Source organism: Streptosporangium sp. NPDC051023, assembly GCF_040689595.1.
Taxonomy (GTDB): Bacteria; Actinomycetota; Actinomycetes; order Streptosporangiales; family Streptosporangiaceae; genus Streptosporangium.
Genome location: NZ_JBFBCE010000290.1, coordinates 1 through 1054, shown reverse-complemented (window position 1 = coordinate 1054; position 1054 = coordinate 1). Strand labels below are relative to the sequence as shown.

Annotated in this window: 1 protein-coding gene and 2 pseudogenes; all 3 read right to left on the bottom strand. The window is 69.9% G+C overall.

The annotated features are described in order from the left end of the window. Positions 1-147 precede the first annotated feature (147 nt). Positions 148-387: pseudogene (locus AB0395_RS48775) on the bottom strand (WhiB family transcriptional regulator); the annotation flags it as partial. A gap of 54 nt (positions 388-441) precedes the next feature. Next, positions 442-621 (bottom strand): annotated as a pseudogene (locus tag AB0395_RS48770) (helix-turn-helix transcriptional regulator); the annotation flags it as partial. A gap of 201 nt (positions 622-822) precedes the next feature. Beyond that, positions 823-1017 (bottom strand): hypothetical protein, encoded by a 195-nt coding sequence (locus AB0395_RS48765; protein WP_366295197.1) that lies wholly within the window; start codon positions 1015-1017, stop codon positions 823-825. Positions 1018-1054 lie beyond the last annotated feature (37 nt).

Sequence of the window (1054 nt, the reverse complement as noted above, 5' to 3'; positions counted from 1 at the left end):
GGTGAGTACCAAGGATGGCCGCGACCCGCTGCTGGGCCCGGTACCGTGTCGCAGCCTTACGGCACTTCGCGCACCGGCAACCCGCCCCCGGCTGGTCATGCTCGTCGGGGCCATGCAGGTACCGGGTGCGGTCTCCATGCGGGCGCGTCACGATGCCTCCCGCTGGGCCCGCCGGTTCAGGTTGCGCCGGTAACCGCGGCGCTCCTCCTCGGTCAGGCCTCCGGCGATACCGAGCTGCGCCGAGCCCCACGCCAGAGCCCAGTCCAAGCACTCCTCAATCACGGGGCACGCCCGGCAGAGAGCCTTGGCCTGCTCCTGGAGGGTGGTGTCGCTGGAGAAAAACAGCTTCGGGTCCACGCCTCGGCAATCCGCCCGCTCCTGCCAGTCGGTGGTGGGAGCAGAGGCGCCGCGGTTAACCGTTCTCGGCGGCCTGCGTAGTTCGTCCCGCCAGCCGAGCATGTCCGCGTACTCCTGGAGCCGCTCCGGGCTGGCCTGGTGACGACCCGACTCCCATGACCCAACGGTGGAGCCATGGATGCCCATCCGCTCACCCGCTTCCCGGAGGCTCAGACCTTCCTTGAGGCGGTGTTCGCGGAGCTGGTTGATCGTGGGGGCGGTCATCTGTTCACCGCCGCTTCAGCGTGTTCAGCAGTGTTCGGAACCGTTCCGGAACGTCCCGCGAGGGCCGCAGCCGTACGGGCAGCACCAGCCATCAACAGCAGGCGAGCCGCTACACGAGGCTCAGACAAGGCCTGCGGGTCTCGAGCAGCGCGCTCCAAACAGTCGGCGTGCCGTGCCAGGCGTGCGGCCTGAGACGCGATCTCAGCGAGCATCAGCGGCCTCCTCGGAAGCCTTGGCGAGCCGCTCCGCCTCGTCGTGGAGCGCGATGGTCAGCCGTCCCCCGAGCACGAGGTCGGGGTCGGCGAACACGCGGTTGGGGTCGTTCTCGGCGGGGCCCTGGTGGGCGGCCAGGAGACCGCCCACCAACACCGCGACGCCGAAGATCAGGCCGGTCACCGGTCCGCCTCCCGCGCCAGCAGGTCCTGCAGGTCAC